Below are 18,251 nucleotides of genomic sequence, written 5' to 3'. Positions count from 1 at the left end.
GGCCTACGCCTGACCGAGGTCACGTCCGATTTCCGCGGCCAGGTACCCGAGCAGCAACTCGCGTGTCCTGGCTGCGGACAGGCTGGTGTTGCGCCCGGCGAGATGCAGGCCGTAAGCGTCTTCCAGTGCCACGGCGTTCGCCGCGATGTCCGCCGCGGGCGACCGCAGCTGGAACGCCCCAGTGTCCTGACCGTGGGCGAGCGCGGCCGAGTACAGCGACACCTCGCGGTCCCACAACGCTGTCATCAACGCCGCGTGCGCCGGGTTGCGCGCCGCGTGGACGTGCATTTCGTACAGCACCCGGCTCAGCGGATCGCCCTCCCCCGCCGGAAGCCCCGCGTCGACCAGCCGCACCAGCCGGCGGACCGGATCGTCCTCGGCTTCCGCGGCGCGCGCTCGCGCCCAGTAGAACCGGTCGACCGCGTCGCGGTGCAGTTCGAACAGCAGGTCGTCGAGGTCCGGGTAGTAGTAGCTGACCGAGCCTGCCGACAGCCCGGCCTCCTCGGCGACGTCGCGCACGCGGAGCCCGGCCAGCCCCCGCGTCCGGATCGCGCGGGCGGCCGCCGCCACCAGCTCGTCGCGCCGCTTCGCCTGGTCCTTGGGTCGTGCCACGTCCAGGATTATTGATGACGTGCATCGAAAAACCCAGTACCGCTTCCGGAGAACCCGCCCCGTAAGGGCCTTGCCTCCCGGACCGGCAGCGCGCATTCTTTGCGACAGACCGCAAAGAATGAGGAGACGCGCATGGCCCACCCCCTCTCGCGCCTGACCGAAGACGAGGTCGCCCGCAACCGCGCGCTGCTGGCCGGAGCAGGGATCGCGACCGAGAGCACCCGGTTCGCGCTCGTCTCGCTGCTCGAACCGGCGAAAGCGGCCGTGCTGGCCTGGCAGCCGGGCGACCCGGTCGACCGCCGCGTCCGTTCGCTGCTGCTCGACCGGCGGACCGGCGCGGTGCGCGAAACGGTCGTGTCGCTGACCAGCGGCGAGGTCGTGGCCGACCGGGCGGTGGACGTGGTCGCCGAGGGGCAGCCGCCGATCCTGCACGAGGAGTTCGACCTGGTCGAGGAGATCCTCTGGAAGGACGAGGCGTGGAATGCGGCGATGCGCCGCCGCGGCATCGACGAACCCCGTTCGGTCCGGATCTCCGCCCTGAGCGCCGGATGCTTCGACATCCCCGGCGAGACCGGGCTGCGGCTCGTGCGCTGCCTGGCGTTCCTGCAGCTCAACAAGGACGACAACCTCTGGGCCCACCCGATCGACGGCGTCGTCGCCTACGTCGACCTGATCGCCGGCCGCGTGCACGACCTCATCGACGACGGCCCGGCCGACATCCCGCGCACCGCCTACGACTACCACCTCGACGGACCGGTCCGCGACACGCAGAAACCCATCGTGATCACCCAGCCCGAGGGGCCGAGCTTCACTGTCGACGGCGACGTCGTCACGTGGGAGAAGTGGCAGTTCCGGATCGGCTTCAACGCGGTCGAAGGCCTTACCCTGCACCAAATCGGCTTCCAGGACGGCGACCGGCTGCGTCCGGTCGTCTACCGCGCTTCGGTCGCCGAGATGGTCGTGCCGTACGGGGATCCGAGCCCGGTCCGGTTCTGGCAGAACTACTTCGACGCAGGCGAGTACTCGCTGGGCAAGGAAGCCAACTCGCTGACGCTTGGCTGCGATTGCCTCGGCGAGATCCGCTACTTCGACGCCGTCCTGCACGACGACGACGGCCATCCGCACACCATCGCGAACGCGATCTGCATGCACGAGGAAGACGCGGGCGTGCTGTGGAAGCACACTGACCACTACAACGGCAGTGTTTCCACCCGCCGGCAGCGTCGGCTCGTCATCTCGTTCTTCGTGACGGTCGGCAATTACGACTACGGCTTCTACTGGTACCTCTACCTCGACGGCACGATCGAACTCGAGTGCAAGGCCACCGGGATCGTCTTCACCTCAGCCTTCCCCGCCGACGACGACTACCCGTGGGCCTCCGAAATCGCCCCCGGCATCGGCGCGCCGTTCCACCAGCACCTGTTCTCCGCGCGGCTGGACATGATGGTCGACGGCCTCACGAACGCCGTCGACGAAATCGACGCGCAACGCGTCCCGATCGGCCCGGGCAATCCGCACGGCAACGCTTTCACCCGGAAGATCACCAGGCTGGCCAAGGAATCCGAGGCCGCCCGGCTCGCCGACGGCAACCTCGGCCGCACCTGGCGAATCAGCAATCCCGAGTCTCGCAACGCCCTCGGCAAGCCCGTCGGGTACACGCTGCATCCCGAAGGCCAGCCGCCGTTGCTGGCCGACGACGCATCCTCGATCGCCCGCCGCGCCGCCTTCACCCGCAAGCACCTCTGGGTCACCGCGTATGCCGAGGACGAACGCTTCCCGGCGGGCGAGTACGTCAACCAGAACGACGGCAACACCGGCATCGACACCTGGATCCAGGCCGACCGCGACCTCGACGGCGCCGACCTCGTCGTGTGGCACACCTTCGGGCTCACCCACTACCCGCGCACCGAGGACTGGCCGATCATGCCTGTCGACCACACCGGGTTCACGCTCAAGCCCAGCGGATTCTTCGACGTCAACCCCGCGCTGGACACGCCCGCGCCGAAACCGCAGCATCCCGGCTGCTGCCACTGAGGCAGGATGTCGGCATGAGCGAGCCTTCCTTCACCCTCGTGCAGCTGCGCTATTTCGAGGCGGCGGCGCGGCACCTGAGCATGACTGCCGCATCGAAGGAGCTGATGGTTTCGCAGTCGGCCGTTTCGACGGCGATCGCGCAGCTGGAGAAGGAAATGGGCGTGCAGTTCCTGCTGCGACACCACGCCCGCGGGCTCAGCCTGACCACCGCCGGCGAGGAGTTCTACAAGCGGGTGCTGGATTTCCTGGCGCACGGCGCGGAGCTGGTCGAAACCGCGCGGCAGTCCGGCACCGACCTGGTCGGCACGCTCACCGTCGGCTGTTTCACCACGCTCGCGCCGTTCCGCCTGCCGAGCCTGCTGGCCGAGTTCGAAACCCGGCATCCGCGCGTGCACGTGTCCCTGCGCGAGGGCGAGCACAAGGCGCTCAAGGCCGCGTTGCGAGCCGGCGAGACCGAGCTGGCGATGCTGTACGGCTACGACCTCGACGACGACATCGACCGCGAGGTGGTCGGCACCGCCGCGCCGTACGCGCTCGTCTCCGAGGACCACCGGCTCGCCCGGCGGAAGAACCGCAAGGTGTCGCTGCACGAGCTGGCGGAGGAGCCGATGGTGCTGCTCGATCTGCCGCACAGCCGGGAGTACCTGCAGTCGATCCTGAGCGACGCCGGGGTGGCCCCGCGGGTTCGGCACCGGACGAGCGGATACGAGACGGTGCGGGCGCTGGTGGCTTCCGGGCACGGCTTCGCGTTGCTCAACCAGCGCCCGCCTGCTGACACGACTTACGCGGGGGCGAGCGTGGTGCCGCTCGCGCTGACGGACGATGTTCCGTCGCTGGAGATCGTGCTCGCGACGATGCGCGGGGTTCGGCTGACCCGGCGGGCGCAGGAGTTCCGGGAACTGTGCCGCGCGCAGTACTCGTCCTGAGCGGAGAGCCGCGTCAAAGCAGCCGTTCCAACGCCCGGCGCGCGCGAGCCGCAGCCTGCACATCGCCGTGCAGCTGCCGGAAATGGTTCAGCGCCAGCATGATCGCGACGATCTCGTAGAGCAGCTGGTCGATGTCCGTGTCCGGCGGCAATTCCCCGAGGCTCACCGCGCGCCAGATGTTGACCCGCAGCTCCCGTTGCCAGAACGCGCTCATCCGGACGACGGCGTCGCGCACCGGTCCTTCTCGCCCGTCGAACTCGGCCGCCGCGGCGGTGAAGAAGCAGCCGCCGGGCAGCAGGTCGCGTTCCAGGTAGGAGATCCAGGCATCCCCCGCCGCCCGGAGGTAGGGCAGGCCGCGCGGGACACCGCGCGCGCGTTCGGGCACCTCGCGGACGAACAGTTCGGCGGCGGCGTCGATCACGGCCAGCTGCAGGCTCTCTTTGGTGCCGAAATGCCCGATCACGCCCGCCTTGCTCATCCCCAGCTCGGCGGCGAGCCGCCCGATGGTCAGCCCCTCCAGGCCTTCGGCGGAGGCGAGCACCAGGCCGAGGTCGAGGATGCGCTGCCGGGTGTGGCGGGTCTCGGCGGCGGTCTTCCGGGGACTCATGAAACCCACTATAGATTACGAACGATCGGTCGCTATATTGAGCCGGACCCCGTGAGGAGACCCAGATGCCCGCTTCCCGCATCACCGCACTCGGCCACCACCAGCCCGCCCGCGTGCTGACCAACGCCGACCTCGAAGACATGGTCGACACGACCGACGAGTGGATCCGCCGCCGCACCGGCATCGCCACCCGGCACATCGCGGACGGCTCGGTCGCCGACCTGGCCGCCGAAGCCGCCGCGAAGGCGCTCGCCGGGGCCGGGCTCGAACCCGGCGAGATCGGCCTGGTCGTGGTCGCCACCTGCAGCGCGATCGATCGCTGCCCGTCGATCGCCGCCCAGGTCGCGGGCCGTCTCGGCATTCCGGCCGCGGTCTGTTTCGACCTCAACAACGGCTGCGCCGGCTTCTGCACCGCACTCGCCACCGCGGACCACGCCGTCCAAGCCGGTGCGGCCCGGCACGCGCTGGTCATCGGCGCGGAGAAGATGTCGGACATCACCGACTGGACCGACCGCAGCACCTGCGTCCTCCTCGGCGACGGCGCGGGTGCCGCAATCCTCAGCACGGCCGACGCTCCGGCGGTCGGCCCGGTCGTCTGGGGCTCCGACCCGACGCGCCGGCAACTGGTCCGGCTCGTGGACGAATGGCAGCCCGCGTTCGCGCAAGACGGCCAGTCGGTGTTCCGCTGGGCGACCCAGGAACTGCCCGCCGTCGCGGCGGAAGCCTGCGCTCGCGCGGGCATCGCCACCACCGACCTCGCCGGGGTCGTCACCCATCAGGCGAATCTGCGGATCATCGAGGCACTGACCGCCCGGCTCGAACTGCGCGAGGACGTGGTGATCGGCCGCGACGTGGTGGATTCCGGCAACACGTCGGCGGCGTCCGTCCCACTCGCACTGTCCAAAATGGTCTCGCGCGGCGAGCTGCCGTCCGGCGGGCCGGTGCTGCTGTTCGCGTTCGGCGGCGGGCTCTCCTGGGCCGGGCAGGTCGTGACGTGTCCGTGAAGGACCTGGGCCCGGCGAAAACGGTCCAGGTCAGCGTCCGGCACCGCATTCATTCCTGGGCGCCGGACCGCTGGCTGGCCGCCGTCGAGGGCTGGCTCTGGTACCCGCGCTGAATCGCCACGTGATCGGCCACGAACTTCGCGTCGTGCCAGACACCCCAAATGAAACTCGACCCGCGCCGCGCCAGCCACGGCAAGCCGATGAAGTACACGCCCGGCTCCACCGACACTCCGCGACGGTGCTTCGGCCGTCCGTTCTCGTCGAAGGCGTCCACCTGCAGCCAGCTGTAGTCGACGGCGAACCCCGTGGCCCAGACGATCGAGGTCACCCCGGCCGCGGCCAAATCCAGTTCCAGCAGCGGATCGGTGACGCACGCCGGGTCCGGGCCCAGGTCGCGGGCGGACGGTTCCTCGGGCAGGTCGAGGCCGTTGCGGGCCACGTAGGCGTCGGCTTCGTCAAGCAGGGCAAGGTAATTCTCGTCGCCCGCCGCGATGTTCTTCGCCAGGTCGGTCGCGAAGCTGAGCTTGCCTTCGGCATAGGCACCGGTCATGCCGACGAGCGTGATGCCGAGCCCGGCCAGTGCACGGAAGTCCACGGTGTGCCCGCCGCGAGCGCCGCTCACCGCGATGGTGACGTGCTCCGCTCCGGCGGGCGGCGTCTCGGCGTCCCACTTGCCCAGAACGCCCAGCCACCAGCAGAAGTCGCGGTCGCGGTAGCTGCGCGGCGGCCGGTCGTGCGGGCCGACGGACAGGTACACCTCGCGTCCGGCGCGGCGGAGTTCCTCGGCGATCTGCACGCCTGACGAACCCGCGCCGACCACCAAGACCGCGCCTTCGGGAAGCTGCCCGGGGTTCCGGTAACCGCTGGAGTGCAGCTGCACCGGTCCGGCATCGGCGGGCACGATCGGCGGGATCACCGGACGCTGGAACGGGCCCGTCGCGGCGATGACGTACCGGGCGTCGAGGGCGCCGTCCGAGGTTTCGACGCGGAATCCGGGCCTGCCCTCGTGCCGGCGCACGGACGTCACCTCCACTCCAGTGCGGACCGGAGCGGCGATTTTTTCCGCGTACGCCTCGAAATAGTTCGCGACCTGTTCCTTCGACGCGAACTCACCAGGGGCCACGTCGGGAAATTCCAGGCCGGGAAACCGGTCGTGCCACGCCGGGCCGTTCGCGACGAGCGAGTCCCACCGTTCCGAGCGCCAGCGTTCGGCGATCCGGTTCCGTTCCAGGACGACGTGCGGCACGCCGCACTCGCTCAGGTGCTCGCTCATCGCCAGGCCGGCCTGTCCCCCGCCCACGACGAGGGCCTCCACCTGTTCGCTCGACATCCCAGACCTCCGCTCCGGCTCCGGCGCGGTTCAGCGCCGCCTCCCCGGATCCTCACGGCCCGCACTGCCCGTGTCCAACAGATGTTTCCGGCACTCAAGATCTGTTTTCCCGATGCAGGGTGCATCGATTCAACCGATGCATTGGTCCGGAAACATCTACTGGACAGAACCTCGGCGGCGCGGTCAGGCTGAGGCGTCCGACGACCGCCGCACGGAAGGCCCCGCAGTGACTGTCCACCGTCGCATCCGCCCGTTCAACACGCGGGACACCTACCCGGAGCAGAACCTCGACAACGACCTGTGCCAGGCCGTCGTCGCCAACGGCACGGTCTACGTGCGCGGCCAGATCGGGCAGGACCTCGACACGAGCGAATCGGTCGGGATCGGCGACGTCGCCGCGCAGGCCGAGCAGGCGATGGCGAACATCAAGATGCTGCTCGAAGAAGCGGGCAGCCGGATGGAACACCTGGTCAAGCTCACCATCTACCTCGTCGACCCGCGCTACCGCGAGGCGGTCTACCGCACCGTCGGGCGCTGGACCAAGGGCGTGCACCCGATCTCGACCGGCGTGGTCGTGTCCGCGCTCGCCCGGCCGGAGTGGCTGTGCGAGATCGACGCCATCGCGGTGATCCCGGAGGAGGAGAAGTGACCTTTTCGATCGTCGCCCGCGACACGTCCGGCGGCACCGTCCGATTCGGCATCGCGGCCAGCTCGTCCAGTCCGGCGGTCGTCGCCCGGGTCGCGCACCTGCGCCCGGGCCTCGGCGCGGCCGCCTCGCAGAACATCACCGACCCGCGGCTCGGCGGACGCCTGCTGGACCGGCTCGCCGAGCACGGCGACCCGGAAAAGGCGCTCGCCGAGGTCACGTCGGCGGCGGAGCACATCGAGTACCGGCAGCTGACCGTGCTCGGCCAGACCGGGCCCGGTTTCGCTTACAGCGGCTCGAAAACCCTCGGCACGCACGCGTCGGCGACAGCGGACGGCGTAGTGGTGGCGGGCAACATGCTGGCGGGTAACCACATCCCACAGTCCATGGTGGACGCTTTCACCGACGCCACCGGCGAGCTGGAACAACGCCTCGTCGCGGCGATGCGGGCCGGGCTCGCGGCGGGCGGCGAGGAAGGCCCGGTGCGGTCAGCCGGGCTGGTCGTCGTGTCCGGGGCGGACTGGCCGGTCACCGATCTGCGCGTGGACTGGGCGGACGAGCCGATCGAGCAGCTCGCCGAACTCCTCGACGTCTGGCTCCCCCAGCGCGACGACTACGTCACCCGCGGCCTGAACCCCGCCGCCGCGCCGTCCTACGGCGTGCCGGGAGACGAGTGATGGCCACCCCCAAAGCGGCCGCCCGCGCCGCGGTCGAGCGGCACGCCGACGAGCTGATCCAGCTGTCCGAGCGCCTGCACGCGGACCCGGAAACCGCGTGGGAAGAGCATCGCGCGGCCGCCGCGGTGCCGGAACTGCTCGACCGGGCCGGGTTCGCGGTCACGGCGAAGTACCTCGGTCTGGACACCGCGTTCCACGCCAGCTTCGGCTCCGGGCCCCGGCGGATCGCGCTGTGCGCCGAGTACGACGCGCTGCCTGGCCTGGGCCACGCGTGCGGGCACAACCTCATCGCGGCCAGCTCAATCGGGGCCGCGCTGGGGCTCGCCCAGGTCGCCGACGACCTCGGGATCACCGTCGAGGTCTACGGAACCCCGGCTGAGGAGGGCGGTGGCGGGAAGATCGAACTGCTGGAGCGCGGCGCTTTCGCGGGGGTCGACCTCGCGATGATGGTGCACCCGGCGCCGGTCGACGTCGCCGAAGCGCGGCCGTTCGCCGTCAGCCACTCGAAGATCTCCTACACCGGCAAGTCCGCGCACGCGGCCGCGTATCCCGAAGCCGGGGTCAACGCCGCCGACGCGTTCACCGTCGCCCAGGTCGCGATCGGCCTTCTGCGGCAACAACTTCCGGCCTCGGCACGCGTGCACGGGATCGTGACGCACGCCGGGGACGCCCCCAACGCGATCCCCGAGCACGCGTCCGGCCGGTGGTACGTGCGAGCCGAGACGCTGGCGGAACTGTCCGAATTGGAGCCACGCGTCATGCGGGCTTTCGAGGCCGGGGCACTGGCCACTGGCTGCGAGCTGAGGGTCGAGCCGGAAAGCAAGCCATACGCCGAATTCCGCGCCGATGAACCGGCTTTGGCCGCCTATCGCGCCAACGCCCTCGAACTCGGCCGCGAGTTCGCGCCGGACGGCACGGCGTCGCGGATGAACCGCGCGTCCACCGACATGGGCAACGTCTCGCAGGTCGTGCCCGCGATTCATCCCTACATCGGCATCGGGTCGCTGCCCGCGATCAACCACCAGCGCGAATTCGCCGCGCACTGCGTCGGCGGCACCGCGGAGCGCGCCCTGCTCGACGGCGCTATCGCGCTGGCGTGGACCGGCGTCGACCGCACCCTCTGAACCTCCTGCACCGGGAAGGACACCGATGTCCAGCACCCGCTCCGAGCACGACATGCTCGGCGAAATCAGCGTGCCCGGCGACGTCTACTACGGCGCGCACACCGCCCGTGCGCTGGTCAACTTCCCCATCACCGGCGAAACCCTCGCCGACCGGCCGCATCTCGTCGCCGCGCTCGCCACCGTCAAGGAGGCCGCCGCGCGGGCCAACGCGGAAGTCGGTGCCCTCCCGCCGGACCGAGCCGCGGCGATCGGGCAGGCGTGCGCGGAAATCCGGAGCGGTCGGCTGCACGACCAGTTCGTCGTCGACCTCATCCAGGGCGGTGCCGGGACGTCGACGAACATGAACGCCAACGAGGTCATCGCCAACCGCGCCCTGGAACTGCTCGGCCACGCGCGCGGCGAGTACACCGAGCTGCATCCGCTCGACCACGTCAACCTCGGCCAGAGCACCAACGACGTCTACCCCACCGCGGTCAAACTCGCCCTCGACCGGCATCTCGCCGAACTGCTCGCCGCGCTCGCCGGGCTGCGGGAAGCGTTCGCGGACAAGGCGATCGAGTTCGCCGACGTCCTCAAGATGGGCCGCACCCAGCTGCAGGACGCCGTCCCGATGACGCTCGGCCAGGAGTTCGGCGCGTTCGCCGCCACGCTCGGCGAGGACGAACAGCGGCTCGCCGAAGCCCGGTTGCTGCTGCACGAGCTGAACCTCGGCGGCACCGCGATCGGCACCGGTCTCAACGCGCGTCCCGGGTACCGCGAGCGGGCTGTCGCGCACCTGCGCGAGCTGACCGGCATCGCGACGCTCGTCTCCGCGCCCGACCTGATCGAGGCGACCCAGGACGTCGGCGTGTTCGTGCAGCTGTCCGGCGTGCTGAAACGCGTGGCGGTCAAAGTGTCCAAGATCTGCAACGATCTCCGGTTGCTCTCGTCCGGGCCGCAGGCCGGGTTCGGCGAGATCGAACTGCCCGCCCGGCAGGCCGGGTCCTCGATCATGCCGGGCAAGGTCAACCCCGTCGTCCCGGAGGCGGTCAACCAGATCGCCTTCGAAATCATCGGCCACGACGTGACGATCACGTTCGCCGCCGAGGGCGGGCAGCTCCAGCTCAACGCCTTCGAACCGATCATCGCGCGAGCGCTGACCGCCGGGCTCGACCACCTCACCGCCGGCGCCCGGGTGCTCGCCGAACACTGCGTACGCGGCATCACCGCGCGCCGAGAGCACCTCGCCGACCTCGTCGCCACCTCGACCGGATTGGTCACCGCGCTGAGCCCGGCGCTCGGCTACGAAACCGCGTGCGGGCTCGCCCTGGAAGCGCACCAAACCGGACGCCCGGCCTTGGAACTGGTGCGGGAACGGCGGTTGCTGACCGACGACCAGGTGGGCGCGCTGATCACCCCGCAGGCCCTCACTGGCGGGCCGTCCCGCACGTGAACACGGTGTTTCGCCGCCGTCAGCCCCTCGTATCGGCACAGCTCAGCGCTTCTGCATAACTCGAACCGATGCATTGCTTTGCTTATTACTTCTTGTTAGATGCCGTGGGCCGCTCTTAGCGTCCTCCCGGAGAACCGGTCCAAGGAGGCCATTCATGACCGCATCCGACGCCTCTCCGGCGCCCGACCTCGCCGAACAGAGCGCCGATCCCGCGACGCTGCGCCGCAGTGTCGCGGCCGGTGCCGTCGGCGTCTTCGTGCACTGGTTCGACTGGGCCGCCTACGCCTACCTCGCCGGCACCATCGCCTCGGTGTTCTTCCCGGCAGGCAACTCGACCGCGGGCCTGCTCGCGGTGTTCGGCGTCTTCGCGGTGTCGTTCGGGATCCGGCCGGTCGGCGCGCTGATCTTCGGGCCGCTGGGCGACAAGGTCGGCCGCAAGCGCACGCTGTCGGTGGTCATCTTCGTGATGTCCGGGGCCACGCTCGTGATCGGCCTGCTGCCGGGCTACTCGACGATCGGCATCGCGGCCCCGATCCTGCTGGTGCTGCTGCGCCTGTTGCAGGGCCTCGCCGCGGGCGGCGAATTCGGCAGCGCGGCGAGCTTCCTCGCCGAGTACGCGCCGCGGCGGCGGCGCGGGTTCGGCGTCAGCTGGCTGGAAGTCGGTTCGCTGCTGGGCTTCCTCGCCGGTTCGTTCGTGTTCCTGCTGCTGTCGATCGGCCTGACGAACGCGCAGCTGGCGTCGTGGGGCTGGCGCGTCCCGTTCCTGATCGCCGCGCCGCTGGGCATCATCGGGTTCGTCATCCGCAGCAAGATCGAGGACACGCCCGAGTACCGCGCCCTCGAAGCGACCGACAACGTGCCCCGCAGCCCGGTCCGGGAACTGTTCCGCCACAACAAGAAGCAGCTGCTCCAGGCGGCCGGGCTGATGACGATGATGCACGTGCCGTTCTACGCCGTGCTCACCTACCTGGTCACCTACGAGACCGACTACCTCGGCCACTCGTCCGGCAGCGCGGCGGCACTGTCCACGGTGATCTCGCTCGTCGGGCTGGTCCTCGTGCCGTTCTTCGGCCGCCTTTCCGACCGGGTCGGGCGACGGCCGGTCCTGATCGGCGCGGGCGCGGCGCTGTTCGTCTTCGCCATCCCCGCCTACCTGCTGATGCGCACCGGCCTCGTCGGCACCTGGATCGGCGGGCTCGCCCTCGGCGCCATCCTGGCGGCGATCCTCGGCACCTACGCGGTGTGGTCGGCGGAGATCTTCCCGACCCGCACCCGGCAAAGCGGACTGTCCATCGCGTACAACATCACCGCGGCGCTGTTCGCGGGCACCGTGCCGTACCTGATGACCGTCCTGATTTCCGCGACCGGCAGCACGCTCGTGCCCGGCCCGTACCTGATGGCCGCCGCGGCGGTCGGTCTCGTCGCCGCGTTCTCGATGCGCGAGACCGCCGGAACCCCGTTGCTGCACAAGGAAGACCTGGAGAACACCGAAGCCTGACTCCCTCCCTCGATTCACCAAAGGCGGTGAAGCGTGTCCGAACCCACCTTCGTCAACAGCGAATCCGGAAACCTGCGCCGGAATCTGCGCCGGATCGACTCGATCTTCCTCGCGATCGCGGCCATCATCTCGGTGGACACCATCGGCCAGATCGCGACCTCGGGGGCGGAGGCGGTCACCTGGACCGCCGTGCTCCTCGTGCTGTTCCTGTTCCCGTACGGCCTGGTCATGGCCGAACTGGGGAGCGCGTTCCCGGCGGAGGGCGGGCCGTTCGTCTGGCTGCGCCTCGCGTTCGGGAAGCTGCCCGCCGCGCTCGGCACGCTGCTGTACTGGATCACCAACCCGGTGTGGCTCGGCGGATCGATCACCTTCCTCGCGGCGGCGACCTGGCAGCAGTACCTCGTGCCGGCCTCGCCGGGCGGGTTCGCGGACTACGCGTTCAAGCTGGTTTTCATCTGGCTGGCGATCCTCGGCGCGGTGGTGAGCCTGCGGTACGGCAAGTGGTTCATCGCCGCCGGGGCCTTGCTGAAGGTCGGGCTCGTGGTGCTTTTCGCCGTCACCGCGGCGATCTACGCGGCGCGCAACGGCGTCCACGGCTCGCTGGCCTTCTCCCCCACCATCGGCGGGTTCCTCGCCGTGGTCCCGGTTTTGATGTTCGCCCTCGTCGGCTTCGAGGCGCCCAACGGCGCCGCCGAGGAGATGCACAACCCGCGGCGCGACGTCCCGATCACGGTCGGCGTTTCCGGTCTCGTGTCGGCGTTGTGCTACCTGGTGCCGGTTTTCGGGATCGTGCTGGTGATGCCGCCGGACAAGATCAACGGGCTCGGCGGGTTCCTCGACGCGGTGCGCCAGGTGTTCTCCGTCTACGGCGGCGCTGCGGACGCGATGCTGACGCTCGCCGCCGTCGTGTTCATTTTCGTCCTGCTGAACCAGGGCTGCTCGTGGATGATCGCCTCGGACCGCATCCAGGCGATGGCCGCCGTCGACGGCGCGTTCCCGCGATGGTTCGGGGCGTTCCATCCGAAGCTCAACACGCCGTTGCGGGTCAACCTGCTCTCCGGCGTGGTCGCGACCGCGTTCACGGTGGTGGCGACGATCGTGCAGAGCAGTTCGGCCTCGGCGGTGTTCGCGGTGGTGCTCAACATCGCGGTGAGCACGCTGCTGCTGTCGTACCTGCTGATCTTCCCGACGATCCTGGTGCTGCGGCGGAAATACCCCGCGGCGGACCGCCCGTTCCGGGTTCCCGGCGGACGGATCGGGCTGTGGGTCAGCTCGGTGCTGATCTACGCGTGGATCCTGCTGGGCGCGTGGCAGACGGTGGTGCCCGGGGTGCTGGACCGCGCGCTCGGGGTGCCCTACGACTTCGAGGGCACCTGGGGCGTGTCGCGGCTGACCTTCGAACTGTTCACTGCCGGAACCCTGGCGGTGCTGATCGGGTTCGGGTTCGTCGGCTACCTCATCGCCCGCAGGCAACCCGCGCCGGTCGCGGAAGTCCCGCAACCGGCGTAGGAATCAGACCTTCCGGCCCACCACACCCGCCACGCACCGGGCGGCGTCGCTCAGCGGCTTCAGCCTCGGCCCGTCCTGCCACCACTCGTCGGCGACCGACAAGCCGGGCCCGTCCGTCCGGCTTGGCGGGAGCAGTTCGAGACCGGGCAGCATCGCCTCGATCTCGGCGCGGGTCCGGAACCGCCCAGCGCCCAGCGGTCCGGACACGAGGATCTCCTCGATCCGCTTCGCGACCGCGGTCAGCTCCGGCACCTCGGGGTCGTAGAAGTGCGCCATGGCGACGTACGAACCGGGCGCGAGGGCGTCGATGTACTCGCGCATCACCTCGACCGCACCGTCGCCCTCGTAGTGGTGCATGGTGCCGATGTGCAGGAGCGCGACCGGCTCCGAGAAGTCGATGTACTCGCGCACGGTTTCGTGCTGCAGCACGGCCCGCGGCTCGAAGATGTCGGCCTCGACCATGTGCGTGAAGTCGTTGTCCTCCAGCAGCGCGCGGCCGTGCGCGAGCACCACCGGGTCGTTGTCGACGTACACCACGTGCGCGTCGCGGTGGTAGCGCTGGACGATCTGGTGGGTGTTCTCGGCGGTCGGCAGGCCGGAACCGCAGTCGAGGAACTGGCGGATGTCGGTCTGGCTCGCCAGCATGCGCAGCGCGCGGTTGTGGAAACCGCGGTTGCCGCGCGCGATGTGCACCGCCTCCGGGACCGCCGTGCTGATCTTCTCCATCACCGCGCGGTCCACCTCGTAGTGGTGGCTCCCGCCGAGGAACCCGTCGTAGATCCGCGCGATGCTCGGGCGGTTCGGGTCCACCCCCACCGGCACCTGGCTGGGCGACAACGGGGACGACGAGCCGGTCATGGACACCTCGCGGAGCGGTCGGTCGGCAGTGACCTACTCAGAGTAGTACTGCCGCTCAGCCGTGCCAGCGGCGCGGCCCGTCGCCGTTACCCCATTGCTCCATGTACGAGCTGACCGCCGAGCGGAACGCGTCTTCCATCGAGTCGTGGGACTGGTCCCGGCTGTCCTGCTGCGGGTTCTGCGTCGGCTGGACGCGCGGCGGCGGCGCGGTCGTCGCGGGACGGCTGCTGGCCCGGATCACCGTGTCGCGCACCTGGTCGCTCGCCGGGGCCGGGGACGCGCTGAGCGTGCTCACCGCGGGCGGCGCGGACGACGTGGTGCGGACCGGAGCGGGCGGCGGCTGCACCGGCTGCGAGTCAGTCCCGCCGGACGCCGACGGCCATAACGCCCACGAGCCCAGCCCCGCGCACACGACCACCGCGGCACCGGCGAAGAGGCCGTAGCGCGGCTTTCGCTGAGCGGGCGGCGCGGTCGCGGCGGCCGGCGCGGGCGGATCGGCGGCGGGCGCCGGGCCGCGTTTGGCGAGCTGTTCGGCCGGGGAGCCGGTCGAAACGTCGAGGACCCCGCCGAACGCCGAGGTCGGTTCGTCGGCGCTGTCGGCCCGGCGGCGCACCAGCGGCGGGGGTTCGCTGCCGTCGATCCGGGGCATCGGCGCCGTCTCGGACAGCCGCACGAGATTCGCGACCGACTCGAGGTCGCTGCCGGACTCCGGGTTCCCCATCCAGACCTCCACCCCTCCGGGGCCGCGCGTCCGCGGCGCTTCCGGCGCGCCAGATCCTAGGGACCCCCGGTCCGCGCTGTAAACCCGGCTCGGGCGTGATCCAGTACGCTCGACGGGTTTCCGGCCCGGGGAGGAGGCCCGCGATGCGGCCGTTTTCGGTCGAACCCGACGCGACCGGCATGCTCGACGCCGGCGACGGACAGCAGATCTACTGGGACGCCAGCGGCTCCGGCAAGCCGGTGCTGTGCGTCCACGGCGGCCCCGGCGGAGGCGGCGGCAGCTTCGGCCGCAGCGGCTTCGACCCGGAGAAGTTCCGCGTCGTGGTGTTCGACCAGCGCGGCTGCGGACGGAGCACGCCGAGCGTCGCGGACCCGGCGGTGAGCCTGGAGCACCAGACCCTCGACCGCCTGATCGCCGACATGGAGCGGCTGCGCGTCCACCTCGGCTTCGAGAACTGGCTGCTCTACGCCGGTTCCTGGGGCGCGACGCTCGCGCTGGCCTACGCGCAGCGGCATCCGGAACGGGTCAGCGGCATCGTGCTGGTCGCCGCGTTCACCTCGTCGCCGGACGAGATCGACTGGCTCTACCGCGGCGTCCGGCGGCTGCTGCCCGCGCAATGGGAAGCGTTCCGGGCAGGCGCGCCCGACCCGGACGGAGACCTCCTCGCCGGGTACGCGCAGCTCCTCGCCAGCCCGGACCGCGCGGTTCAGCTCCGCGCCGCCCGCGATTGGTGCGCCTGGGAAGACGCGGTGATCTCGCACGAATGGGTCGGCGGACGAACCGGCCAATTCAGCGCGGGCCCGGACGACGAACTGATCACGCTCGCCCGCCTCTGCGCGCACTACTACCGCCACCACGCCTGGCTCGAGGACGATCAGCTGCTGCGCGACATCCACCTGCTGCACGGCATTCCGGCGGTGCTGATCCACGGACGCGCCGACCTGAGCGCACCGCTGCGGAAGGCGTGGCAGCTCGCCCAGGCATGGCCGGACGCCGAACTGGTCGTGATCGACGACGCGGGGCACACTGGCAGCCCCTCGATGGGGACGGCGGTGCTGGAAGCGATCGCCCGGTTCGAGGACCGCTAAGCCAACACGCGATACCGCAGCCTCGTCCCCCGCTGCGCCAGCAACTCCAACCGCACCGGCGGACCAAGCCGTTCGAACAGCCGCACCCCGCCGCCGAGCAGCACTGGCATCACCACCACCACGACCTCGTCCAGCAGGCCAGCCTCCACACAAACCCGCCCGACCGAAGCGCCCAGCACGTTCACCGCCTTCTCCCCCGCCGCCGCCCGCGCCGTCGCGACGCCTTCCTCCAGCGAGGAGCAGAACGTCACCCCGGGCACCACAGGCGCGTCACCCCGGGTCAAGACCACCTGCGGCCCGTCCCATCCGCCGCCGAAAGCCTTGCCTTCGCCCTCGGTGCCGCGATACGGGTCGTCGCCGGAGAAAGTCCGGCGGCCGACCAGCAGCGCGCCGACCTCCGCGGCCAGGTCGTCGGCGGCTTCCCCGGTGTACGGCGCGAGCCATCCCATGTCCCCGCCGGGCCCGGCGATGAACCCGTCCAGCGACATCGCGGCGGAGTACAGCAGCTTTCCCATGTCAGCCCCTTCCGTTTTCCGTACCGACTCCCGGAAGGGCCGAAACTCATCGGTCAGCCGGACAGCGCGCGCCAAGCCTCCCGGCGTTCCCGCTGCCGTTCCGGATCCGCCACCGGAGCCGCGGCGACCAATCGGCGCGTGTAGTCCTCCTGCGGCGAGCCCAGCACCGACGCCACCGGGCCCTCCTCGACCACCTTGCCGTGGTGCAGCACGACGACCCGGTCCGCGACCCGCTCCACCACCGCCAGGTCGTGGCTGATGAACAGGCACGCGAAGGCCAGTTCCCGCTGCAAGTCCGCCAGCAGGTCCAGCACCGAGGCCTGCACCGAGACGTCCAGCGCGCTCGTCGGCTCGTCCGCGATCAGCAGCCGCGGCCGCAGCGCCAGCGCCCGCGCGATCCCGACCCGCTGCCGCTGCCCGCCGGACAGTTCGTGCGGGTACCGGTTGCTCCAGCCCGGGTCCAGGCGCACGGCGGCGAGCAGTTCCGCGACCCGCTCCCGGTGTTCGCCGCGTTCGCCGTGCACCACCAGGGGTTCGGCGATGCTCGCGCCGATCGTCGCGCGCGGGTTGAGCGCGGAGGCCGGGTTCTGGAACACGATCCCGATCTGCCGCCGGATCTCCCGCCGCTGCCGGGCCGACGCGCGCGCGACGTCCACGCCGTCGATTCGCACGGAGCCCGCCGAGGGAGCGACCAAACCGGTCAGCACGGACGAGATGGTGCTCTTGCCGGAACCGGATTCGCCGACGAGACCGAGCACCTCGTCGGTCCCGATGGTCAGCGACACGCCGTCGACCGCGCGCACCGGCGGGGCGCCGCCGCCGACCCGGTAGGTCACCGCGAGATCCTCCACCGACACCAGCGGAGCCGACGCCGGCCGCACCGCACCGCCGGGCGCGGAACCCAGCGACAGCACCGAATCCAGCAGTTCCCGCGTGTAGTCGGCTTGCGGCGAGGCGAACAGCCCGGCCGCGGTGTTCTGCTCGACGACCCGGCCCTCGCGCAGCACCACGACCCGGTCCGCGACGTCCGCGACCACGCCCATGTCGTGCGTCACCAGCAGGATCGCCGTGCCGAGCCGGTCCCGCAGCGACCGCAGCAGCTGCAGGATCCCGGCTTGCACGGTGACGTCCAGCGCGGTCGTCGGCTCGTCCGCGACCAGCAGTTTCGGGTCGTGGATCAGCGCGATCGCGATGACCACCCGCTGCAACTGCCCGCCGGACAGCTCGTGCGGGTACGCCCGCAGCACGCGCCGCGCGTCCAGTTCCACGAGTTCCAGCAGTTCCCGGGCCCGTTCCCGCGCGGCGGCCCGCGACACCTTCCGGTGCGCCCGGACCGCGTCCACGAGCTGCGTGCCGATCCGGAACACCGGGTTCAGCGCGCTCATCGGCTCCTGGAACACCATGCCGATCTCGCCGCCGCGCACCGCGCGCAGCGCCGGACCGTCCACTGTGTACAGATCGCGGCCGTCGAGCACCGCGGAGCCGGTCACCGTCGCGGTGTCCGGCAGCAGGCCGAGCAGCGACAGCGCGGTGACCGACTTGCCGGAACCGGATTCCCCGACGAGGGCGACGACCTCGCCGGGGCGCACGTCGAACGTCACCTCCCGCACCGCTTCGGCGGAACCGAACCGGACGGAGACGTCGCGCAGGGAAAGCAGCTGCTCGGACAC

Annotated in this window: 17 protein-coding genes; 10 read left to right on the top strand and 7 right to left on the bottom strand. The window is 70.6% G+C overall.

The features are described 5' to 3' along the window. Positions 1–3: 3 nt before the first annotated feature. Positions 4–612, bottom strand: a complete 609-nt coding sequence (locus WA670_RS13605; RefSeq protein WP_336157888.1) for a TetR/AcrR family transcriptional regulator — start codon at positions 610–612, stop codon at positions 4–6. Positions 613–711: 99 nt separating this feature from the next. Here WA670_RS13605 and WA670_RS13600 point away from each other — a divergent pair, with 99 nt between their 5' ends. Together WA670_RS13600 and WA670_RS13595 are read left to right on the top strand one after the other, a co-directional pair. After that, positions 712–2,646 (top strand): primary-amine oxidase, encoded by a 1,935-nt coding sequence (locus WA670_RS13600; protein ID WP_442893094.1) that lies wholly within the window; start codon positions 712–714, stop codon positions 2,644–2,646. Between the two features lie 14 nt (positions 2,647–2,660). Next, a complete protein-coding gene (locus WA670_RS13595) occupies positions 2,661–3,572 on the top strand; it encodes a LysR substrate-binding domain-containing protein (RefSeq protein ID WP_134661587.1) in 912 nt (303 codons plus the stop codon). 13 nt (positions 3,573–3,585) lie between these two features. On the opposite strand, the gene WA670_RS13590 is transcribed toward WA670_RS13595, so the two are convergent. Next, entirely contained in the window at positions 3,586–4,179 is a 594-nt protein-coding gene (locus WA670_RS13590; protein ID WP_336157886.1) for a TetR/AcrR family transcriptional regulator, read from the bottom strand. Positions 4,180–4,244: 65 nt separating this feature from the next. On the opposite strand from WA670_RS13590, the gene WA670_RS13585 reads away from it, so the two are divergent. Next, a complete protein-coding gene (locus WA670_RS13585) occupies positions 4,245–5,183 on the top strand; it encodes a beta-ketoacyl-ACP synthase III (protein ID WP_275293125.1) in 939 nt (312 codons plus the stop codon). Positions 5,184–5,232: 49 nt separating this feature from the next. Here the strand turns inward: WA670_RS13585 and WA670_RS13580 are convergent, their stop codons facing one another. Continuing rightward, entirely contained in the window at positions 5,233–6,513 is a 1,281-nt protein-coding gene (locus tag WA670_RS13580; protein ID WP_336157885.1) for a flavin-containing monooxygenase, read from the bottom strand. A 226-nt stretch (positions 6,514–6,739) separates the two neighbouring features. Between WA670_RS13580 and WA670_RS13575 the strand changes: the two genes are divergently transcribed. The 6 genes from WA670_RS13575 (at position 6,740) to WA670_RS13550 (ending at position 13,399) form a co-directional block, all read left to right on the top strand. Beyond that, a complete protein-coding gene (locus tag WA670_RS13575; RefSeq protein ID WP_037805786.1) occupies positions 6,740–7,162 on the top strand; it encodes a RidA family protein in 423 nt (140 codons plus the stop codon). Beyond that, positions 7,159–7,836: a DUF1028 domain-containing protein gene (locus WA670_RS13570; RefSeq protein ID WP_037805785.1), complete on the top strand. Its 678-nt coding sequence runs from the start codon at positions 7,159–7,161 to the stop codon at positions 7,834–7,836. Before WA670_RS13575 ends, WA670_RS13570 begins: the two co-directional genes overlap by 4 nt. Next, on the top strand, positions 7,836–8,960 hold the full coding sequence (locus WA670_RS13565; protein WP_336157884.1) for a M20 family metallopeptidase: 1,125 nt from the start codon (positions 7,836–7,838) through the stop codon (positions 8,958–8,960). Before WA670_RS13570 ends, WA670_RS13565 begins: the two co-directional genes overlap by 1 nt. Before the next feature lie 25 nt (positions 8,961–8,985). After that, a complete protein-coding gene (locus tag WA670_RS13560) occupies positions 8,986–10,392 on the top strand; it encodes an aspartate ammonia-lyase (protein WP_336157883.1) in 1,407 nt (468 codons plus the stop codon). 154 nt (positions 10,393–10,546) lie between these two features. Further along, positions 10,547–11,890, top strand: a complete 1,344-nt coding sequence (locus WA670_RS13555) for an MFS transporter (RefSeq protein WP_336157882.1) — start codon at positions 10,547–10,549, stop codon at positions 11,888–11,890. A gap of 33 nt (positions 11,891–11,923) precedes the next feature. Beyond that, positions 11,924–13,399 (top strand): APC family permease, encoded by a 1,476-nt coding sequence (locus WA670_RS13550; RefSeq protein WP_336157881.1) that lies wholly within the window; start codon positions 11,924–11,926, stop codon positions 13,397–13,399. Between the two features lie 3 nt (positions 13,400–13,402). Here the strand turns inward: WA670_RS13550 and WA670_RS13545 are convergent, their stop codons facing one another. Together WA670_RS13545 and WA670_RS13540 are read right to left on the bottom strand one after the other, a co-directional pair. Continuing rightward, positions 13,403–14,257, bottom strand: coding sequence for an SAM-dependent methyltransferase (locus tag WA670_RS13545; RefSeq protein WP_037805777.1), 855 nt, complete (start codon positions 14,255–14,257; stop codon positions 13,403–13,405). A 55-nt stretch (positions 14,258–14,312) separates the two neighbouring features. After that, a complete protein-coding gene (locus tag WA670_RS13540) occupies positions 14,313–14,978 on the bottom strand; it encodes a hypothetical protein (RefSeq protein ID WP_336157880.1) in 666 nt (221 codons plus the stop codon). Between the two features lie 143 nt (positions 14,979–15,121). Here WA670_RS13540 and pip point away from each other — a divergent pair, with 143 nt between their 5' ends. After that, a complete protein-coding gene (gene pip / locus WA670_RS13535) occupies positions 15,122–16,066 on the top strand; it encodes a prolyl aminopeptidase (RefSeq protein WP_336157879.1) in 945 nt (314 codons plus the stop codon). Here the strand turns inward: pip and WA670_RS13530 are convergent. Next, the gene (locus WA670_RS13530; RefSeq protein ID WP_336157878.1) at positions 16,063–16,581 is read right to left on the bottom strand and encodes a dihydrofolate reductase family protein; all 519 of its coding nucleotides are present in this window, start codon (positions 16,579–16,581) and stop codon (positions 16,063–16,065) included. The genes pip and WA670_RS13530 overlap by 4 nt on opposite strands. Before the next feature lie 53 nt (positions 16,582–16,634). Further along, positions 16,635–18,251: a dipeptide ABC transporter ATP-binding protein gene (locus WA670_RS13525; protein ID WP_134661597.1), complete on the bottom strand. Its 1,617-nt coding sequence runs from the start codon at positions 18,249–18,251 to the stop codon at positions 16,635–16,637.

This window comes from Amycolatopsis sp. VC5-11 (assembly GCF_037034185.1).
Classification (GTDB): Bacteria; Actinomycetota; Actinomycetes; order Mycobacteriales; family Pseudonocardiaceae; genus Amycolatopsis; species Amycolatopsis nivea.
The sequence above is the reverse complement of the archived record's forward strand: the minus strand, read 5'-3'. Positions and strand labels throughout refer to the sequence as shown.